The organism is Gallintestinimicrobium sp., assembly GCF_046968865.1.
Lineage (GTDB): Bacteria > Bacillota > Clostridia > Lachnospirales > Lachnospiraceae > Gallintestinimicrobium > Gallintestinimicrobium propionicum.
Window position 1 is genome coordinate 1 of the sequence record NZ_JBKVPW010000008.1, and the last position, 7,004, is coordinate 7,004.

8 protein-coding genes and 2 pseudogenes are annotated in these 7,004 nt (G+C 38.6%); all 10 read left to right on the top strand.

Annotated elements, in window-relative coordinates:
- A pseudogene (locus ACLTOQ_RS08315) lies at window positions 1–487 on the top strand (IS66 family transposase); the annotation flags it as partial.
- Window positions 451–1,068 carry an ATP-binding protein gene (locus ACLTOQ_RS08320; RefSeq protein ID WP_412319235.1) on the top strand — a complete coding sequence of 206 codons (618 nt, stop codon included), beginning with the start codon at window positions 451–453 and terminating at the stop codon, window positions 1,066–1,068. The pseudogene ACLTOQ_RS08315 and the gene ACLTOQ_RS08320, both read left to right, overlap by 37 nt.
- A gap of 233 nt (window positions 1,069–1,301) precedes the next feature.
- Window positions 1,302–1,624: pseudogene (locus ACLTOQ_RS08325) on the top strand (hypothetical protein).
- Window positions 1,625–1,693: 69 nt separating this feature from the next.
- Entirely contained in the window at window positions 1,694–2,338 is a 645-nt protein-coding gene (locus ACLTOQ_RS08330) for a histidine phosphatase family protein (RefSeq protein ID WP_412319236.1), read from the top strand.
- Between the two features lie 125 nt (window positions 2,339–2,463).
- Entirely contained in the window at window positions 2,464–3,306 is an 843-nt protein-coding gene (locus tag ACLTOQ_RS08335; protein WP_412319237.1) for a carbon-nitrogen hydrolase family protein, read from the top strand.
- A gap of 84 nt (window positions 3,307–3,390) precedes the next feature.
- Complete coding sequence (locus tag ACLTOQ_RS08340; RefSeq protein ID WP_412319238.1) at window positions 3,391–3,906, top strand: GrpB family protein; 516 nt, start codon at window positions 3,391–3,393, stop codon at window positions 3,904–3,906.
- Window positions 3,907–4,169: 263 nt separating this feature from the next.
- Window positions 4,170–5,258, top strand: a complete 1,089-nt coding sequence (locus tag ACLTOQ_RS08345) for an acyltransferase family protein (protein WP_412319239.1) — start codon at window positions 4,170–4,172, stop codon at window positions 5,256–5,258.
- Window positions 5,251–5,667 (top strand): helix-turn-helix domain-containing protein, encoded by a 417-nt coding sequence (locus ACLTOQ_RS08350; protein ID WP_117962727.1) that lies wholly within the window; start codon window positions 5,251–5,253, stop codon window positions 5,665–5,667. The genes ACLTOQ_RS08345 and ACLTOQ_RS08350 overlap by 8 nt, the downstream gene beginning before the upstream one ends.
- Window positions 5,668–5,851: 184 nt before the next feature.
- Window positions 5,852–6,748: a 1-phosphofructokinase gene (gene pfkB / locus ACLTOQ_RS08355; protein ID WP_412319240.1), complete on the top strand. Its 897-nt coding sequence runs from the start codon at window positions 5,852–5,854 to the stop codon at window positions 6,746–6,748.
- A gap of 75 nt (window positions 6,749–6,823) precedes the next feature.
- Window positions 6,824–7,004: transposase (locus ACLTOQ_RS08360; protein WP_412319291.1), on the top strand; the 181-nt coding region annotated here is incomplete at its 3' end.

Here is a 7,004-nt window from a genome sequence, read left to right on the forward strand (position 1 = left end):
GAACGTTAGTAGCAATTACATTGATGATTGCAGAATCAAAACCAGAAGAAAAAGAAGTGATGGTAAAACTGGTAATGAATCTGTTGAAATTATAGTGGCATTGCATCTGAAACAGAAAAAAGAACAGATCGTGGTAAAAGGGAAGCTGGAAGCTGCATTTACTTACCTTCTGAACCAGGGAAAATATCTGCGGGTGTTCCTGGAAGGTGGAGATGTTCCGATGGATAATAATGCCTCAGAACGTGCGATCCGCGGCTTCTGCATTGGAAAAAAGAACTAACAGGTCATTGATACCATAAACGGAGCAAAGACTTCTGCTGTGATCTACAGTATTGCAGAAACAGCAAAGGCAAACAATTTAAAATCCTACGAGTACTTTGAACATTTGCTGACCGTAATCTCGGAATACATGGAAGACATAGACCGCAAATTTCTGGAAGAACTGCTCCCATGGTTACCAGCGCTTCCGGAAAACATTCGAAAATAAAATTTATATCAGGCCGCAAAAGTGGCTTAAGATTGTCAAGGTACTTGCTATGGTGCGTTTACGTAAGCGGGATATCTTTAGAAGGAAAAGATTTATTGAAAATTCCATCAAAGAGAAGAAATCCGATATTAGCTGATATATTCAGCCGCTTGAAATGCATGGAGCGTAGAGGCAGTGGATTTAAGAAGATATTGGCAGACTATGAGGGACAGGTTGAATTTGATGAGACCAAGATGCCAGTCTTTGAGGCGGATAATGATGATTTTACATTAACGTTGTATAATCTGAATTATGGCACTAATTATGCAACACAGGTGAATGAAAATGTCATAGAAAATGTCATAGAAATTTCGGAAGAAAAAATTAAGAAGTTAATGCCAGAGTATTCTAAGAAGAAGCTTGCTAAAGCATGTGAGATCCTAAAAATGATTTCGGAAACCCCGAATATTTCTATTGATGAATTAAGAATAGCCTTAGACGTTACGGATAGAAGAATTGCTAGATATATATCAGAATTAAAGGATAAAGATATCATAGAACGAAAAGGTCCGGATAATGGTGGAGAATGGAAAATTAAGTAAGTGAATGACAGTAAATATGGCACTCATTGTGGCACCCAAACTTTCACTCAAGGATATTCCGGAGTTAGTCTCAACAAAGTCTCACGAGATTTGAGACTGAGTGAGACTCTATGATATAGCAAAATGCGATAATACTGGCATTTTCAGGTGGATTATAAAGTTGTAGTCTCAAGTCAGTTTCATTTCTGAAATTGTTTGTTGAGACTAACATGAGACTGAGGAGGTTCAAAATCATGAACATAAGCAAAAAGGATTGGAAATTATTTCGAGAAAGATTATCAGGCTGGCAGGAAAATTATATGGAAGGTCTTGTTAAAGAGTATGTAAATTTTCTGAATGATGATAAAAAGCCTGCATCAGAGAAATTCTGGGAACTTGAAAAACGGATAAAAGAAGATAAGCGTCATCCGGGAGTTATCATGGAGATGAGTAAGTCAGAGGTGATATGGGATATTGTTCGGCTTATTAGACTGAAAGTAATTACATATGATGATTTATCAGACTTCAGTGACGAATTACAGATGGAAGTAAAAGAATACTTGAGATGAGCAGGTGATGGAACGGTTAGGATTATTCCTAAGAGAAAGCCTGTAAAGGTAATGGTAGATGAAATGGAGCTGATCAAATGACAAGAGTTTATTTCGTCCGTCACGCGCAGCCGGAACACGATTGGGAAGATGACAGGACAAGACCTTTGACGGAAGAAGGTAAGAAAGATTCTGCAATTGTGCTGGAATTTTTGAAGGATAAGAAAATAGATGCGTTTTATTGTAGTCCGTATAAACGTAGTATGGATACCATTGCAGAGGCAGCAGATTTTTTCACAAAAGAGATTATAACAGATGAGAGATTGAGGGAGCGCGAAAAAGGGCCTGATGGAAACAATCACGGAATGTTCCAGAAACGATGGGCTGATCATAATTATCATGAAGAAGGTGGAGAGTCTATTGCTATGGTGCAAAAACGTAACATAGAGGCACTGAATGAGATTTTATCAGATAATACGGATAAAGATATTGTTATAGGAACCCATGGTACTGCCCTTAGTACGATATTGAATTTTTATGATAATAATTTTGGCTGTGAAGATTTTCTGCGAATTATAGATTGGATGCCATATATTATCGAACTGGACTTTGAAAGCAGTTGTAACGCAACCTGTGTTCATGAGAAAGAAGCGAAAACGGAATCTGAATGTCCGCTTTACAGTTTTAAGTTGGCTGCCAAACAGGAACATTGTCATATAGAGAAGGAATTTAAGGGTAGATAGCATGCGGATAAAAATGCTCGGTGAAGAATTCTGCAGTCATAATATTGAGATTGGCGTAAAGAGATGAAAAGAACAAGGGTATCAACTTCTCCAGGGAAGTGGAATTTTTCAAGGAGGAAATAAAAATGTTTAAGGTTGCAATATTACAAAAACGTGCCATTCATGCACAAATAGATAAGAACATTGAAAGTATCATTATGGCAATGAAAGAGGCTTCGGAAAACCAGGCAGATATTCTTTTGCTGCCGGAATGTTTTATTACAGGATATGATTTGCCTATGTCATATGAAAAAAGCATTGCAGATGATGATCTAAGAATTGCAAAAATATGTGAGAATGCTAAAAAATATAAAGTAGGCGTAGTACTTACTGCGTTTACAAAAGGTAATAAACAACCGCAGAACTCAGCCTTTGTTATCGACAAATCGGGTAATATATTGATGAAGTATTCTAAAGTACATACATGTGATTTTGCAGATGAAAAAAATGTTGAGTCAGGGAAAGAGTTTAAGGTGTGCGATTTTGAAGGAATACAATTAGGCATTATGATCTGTTATGACAGAGAGTATCCGGAAAGCGCAAGAATACTGATGCTGAAAGGTGCAGAGGTTATTCTTGTACCGAATGATTGTGGTTCTATGCAGCCAAGAGTAAGTGCACTTTCTACAAGAGCATATGAAAATATGGTCGCAGTTGCTATGGCAAATCCGAATGGAGATAATGCTGGATGTTCCTGTGCATTTAATCCCATTTGTTGGGATAGAAATGGAAACTGTGTTGATAACACAGTTTTGCTGGCTGACGATAAGACAGAGGGGATTTTATATGCGGAGTTTGATATGGAAGCTATTAGAGAATATAGGAATCGGGAAATGTTAGGAAACACATTTCGTAAGGTAGAAGCATACAGTCAGTTGTTAAGTAAAGAAATCAAGAAACCATTTATAAGGGATGGTCAGAATAGATAAGCCAGGAGTAACTGTCATGAACATATGTTTTGAAAAATATGGCGGAATAATATGTAGCTATGATATAATATTAAGGAGATTGCTATGTCATTAGGATTAAAAAGAGGAACAGTGCAGCTTGAACCACATGATAAACAGTGGGATGAGGCTGCCATTCAAACAATCAAAATACTTAAATCTATATTAGGAGATGATGCTATTGATATACAGCATATTGGAAGTACAGCAATACCGGCAATTAAAGCAAAACCGATTATTGATATTGCTGTTGGGGTAACTGACTTTGAGAAAATAATGTCACATAATGAGCAGTTAGAGAAGGAAGGGATTTTTTACCGCGGTTCAGATGTCGAACATCAGGTCCTTTATGTAATGGGTGATATGGAGGCGGATATCAGGACACATCATATTCATATTGTAAAATGGAACGGAACCGAATGGAAGAATTATATTCATTTCAGGGATTATCTTAATGCCAATGAGAATGTGGCATTGCAGTATGAAAAATTAAAGGAAGAACTTGAAAGTAAGTATGCAGATGACAGGGTCGCATACACGAAAGGCAAACAGAATATGATAAACAAAATTTCACGCAAATGAAAGAGGAGTGACCTATGATGCACAGAAGTTGATTTCTGACATTCACAGGCAGCCGTAGGTAGGGTAAGAAGACCAACTGTGAGGTGTCAGGAGAAATCCTGGCATCTTTTTTATGAGAAGAAATAGAATAAGCTGTGAATAAAGGGATAGCATAATGCAACGATTTTTAACAAAATTCAGTAGATAATGTTAAGGGAAGTTGGTCGTAAGGCCACTTTTTATATGCTAAAATATGTTAAAAATAATTGCAAAGGTGGGAAAATATGGATAAAACAAGAAGAATATATCTGGATAATATTCGCTGGATCACGGTCTGCATTGTTGTAATTTATCACGTGATTTATATGTACAACGGCGTCCAGCCGTTTGGAGTAATCGGTCCGTTTAAAGAACAACAGCTGCAGGATGCTTTTCAATATTTTGTATATCCCTGGATGATGGCTTTGTTATTTACGGTGTCTGGTATGACAGTCAGATATTATATGGAAAAACATAATGTAAAAGAATTTATTCGAGATAAAACACGCAAGCTGTTGGTTCCTTCCACCGTTGGACTTTTTGTTTTTCAATGGATATTGGGATATTATAATATGAAAATCAGCGATGCTTTGGAAAGTTTTGAGTCAGTTCCAGGAATAGTTCGGTATGTGATCATGGCTATATCAGGAATCGGCGTTCTTTGGTATATACAGGTGTTATGGATTTTTTCGATGCTTTTGCTGCTGGTGAGAAAATTTGAAAGGGATCGTATCTGGAAAAAAGGAGAAAAAACACCAGTATGGCTGCTGGTTTTGTTAACTGTCTGTGTATATGGATTCTCACAAGTTCTTAATACGCCGGTAGTAACTGTGTACCGGTTTGGAATTTACGGGTTCTGTTTTTTTACAGGTTATTTTATTTTTTCACATGATGAGGTTGTTGAACGCTTAAGTAAATGGTGGGGGATTTTTTTGATTGTGGCTGGTGCAACAGGAATATTCTACACAATATATTATTTTGGTGAAAATTATGCGGTAGCTCCTGTGCTTAATAATCTGCCTGCCTGTATTTATTGTTGGTTTTCAATTCTTGCGATTTTGGCATTTATGAAAAAATATGGGAACGCGGAAAACAAAGTATCAAGATGGATGTTAAAAAAATCCTGGGGAATTTATGTTTTTCATTATCTTCCATTAGCTTGTGTTGCTTATTACCTTAGAAGTTTTACATCAGAACTTCCGGAAGGAATTGTCTATATAGTTGTAGGAATCAGTGCATTTGCAGGAGCATTGCTTTTGTATGAAATCATCAGAAGGATACCGATTATCTGTTGGTGTGTATTAGGACTGAAAAAGGAGAAAAAAGATGTTTAAAGACAACCTTGTATCCCTGCGTAAAATGCATGGATTTTCGCAGGATGAGCTGGCCGAAAAGATTGGTGTAAGCAGACAGACACTTTCAAAATACGAAACAGGAGAATCTTTACCTGATATTGAGAAGTGTAAACTCCTGGCAGAAGTATTGGATGTAAGTCTGGATGATTTGGTAAATTATGACAGAGAAAACAGCAATGATCTTGGCCTGGGTGTTCCGCCAAAGGGAAAGCATGTTTTTGGAATCACGAAAGTGGGAGAGAAAGGTCAGATTGTGATACCGGCAAAAGCAAGAAAAATATTTGATATTCAGCCAGGGGATAATCTGATCCTATTGGGCGATGAAAGTCAGGGAATTGCTATTATTAAAGAAAAAAGACTAGTGGAGATATTAAACGGAAATGAATGATAAGCCCTGCGCCCGTGAACACCAACCCAATGCACTAAAACATTCAAACTCATTCAAAAACAGCCTTAAAACGTCAAAATAGACAAAAATGAATTTGCATTTTTGCGAACGAATACGATTGAATTTGAACGAATTTGGCGATACAATAAACTTAACAAAAGCGAAGAAGAAAGGAGGAGGGCAGATGATCTACACGGTAACGTTTAACCCGTCGCTTGACTATATCGTAGGGGTTGACGATTTCAGATTAGGAGCTACGAACCGCACATCCTATGAACAGATGCTTGCCGGCGGAAAAGGAATCAATGTGTCCTATGTTTTGAAAAATCTCGGTTTTGAAAGCACAGCATTCGGATTTCTGGCAGGCTTTGTCGGAGAGGAAATCAGACGGAAGGTTGCGGCAGATGGCATCCATGCGGATTTTCTGACACTTTCAGAGGGAGTATCCCGAATCAATGTGAAACTGAAAAACATTGACGGGACGGAGATCAACGGAATGGGACCGGACATCGCGGCGGATCAGGTTTCGGCGCTTCGGGAGAAGATCAATCAGTTAAAGGCAGGTGACATCCTCGTGCTCGCGGGAAGCATTCCGCAGTCCATGCCGGATACGATTTACATGGACATCATGGCGGATCTGCAGGACAAAGGCGTTGAAATCGCAGTCGATGCGACGCGGGATTTGTTGATGAATGTACTTCCCTATCGCCCGTTTTTAATCAAGCCAAACAACCATGAGTTGGGTGAGATTTTCGGCGTAGAGCTTAAAAAAAGGGAAGAGGTCATCCCTTATGCGAAAAAGCTGCAGGAGAAAGGCGCGAAAAACGTCCTCGTATCCATGGCAGGAGAAGGTGCTGTGCTGATTGACGAGAACGGGCGCGAATATATGAGCCCTGTGCCGAAGGGAAAGGTTGTCAACGCGGTTGGCGCAGGAGACTCGATGGTAGCGGGCTTTATCGCAGGATACCTTGAAAAAAAGGATTACGAATATGCATTCCACATGGGGATTGCATCCGGAAGCGCGAGCGCATTTTCCGAACAGCTTGCGACCCGGGCTGAAGTCGAAGCATTGTTGAAATAAGGCTACCGCAATTCCACTGGCTTTAGACGGTGGGTTAAGGTAGCTAAAAATCAGAAATTATTGTATGCTCATGGTATGGGAACATGGAAATCTAAAAACAGACATAAATACTTATTACAATATCACATTATTTTCGTCTGCAAATATAGGAAGAAATTACTGGTTTCGAGACAGATATCAGATGATATAAAGCAGTTTTCATATGAGATATGTCAAAGGCACAGTGTTATTATCAGATATATGGAAACGGATAAAG

Excerpts from the sequence above, each read along its gene's own strand:
- ACLTOQ_RS08345 (WP_412319239.1), top strand. The coding sequence starts at position 4,170 with ATGGATAAAACAAGAAGAATATATCTGGATAATATTCGCTGGATCACG.
- ACLTOQ_RS08340 (WP_412319238.1), top strand. The coding sequence starts at position 3,391 with ATGTCATTAGGATTAAAAAGAGGAACAGTGCAGCTTGAACCACATGAT.
- ACLTOQ_RS08335 (WP_412319237.1), top strand. The coding sequence starts at position 2,464 with ATGTTTAAGGTTGCAATATTACAAAAACGTGCCATTCATGCACAAATA.
- ACLTOQ_RS08350 (WP_117962727.1), top strand. The coding sequence starts at position 5,251 with ATGTTTAAAGACAACCTTGTATCCCTGCGTAAAATGCATGGATTTTCG.
- ACLTOQ_RS08330 (WP_412319236.1), top strand. The coding sequence starts at position 1,694 with ATGACAAGAGTTTATTTCGTCCGTCACGCGCAGCCGGAACACGATTGG.
- ACLTOQ_RS08320 (WP_412319235.1), top strand. The coding sequence starts at position 451 with ATGGTTACCAGCGCTTCCGGAAAACATTCGAAAATAAAATTTATATCA.
- pfkB (WP_412319240.1), top strand. The coding sequence starts at position 5,852 with ATGATCTACACGGTAACGTTTAACCCGTCGCTTGACTATATCGTAGGG.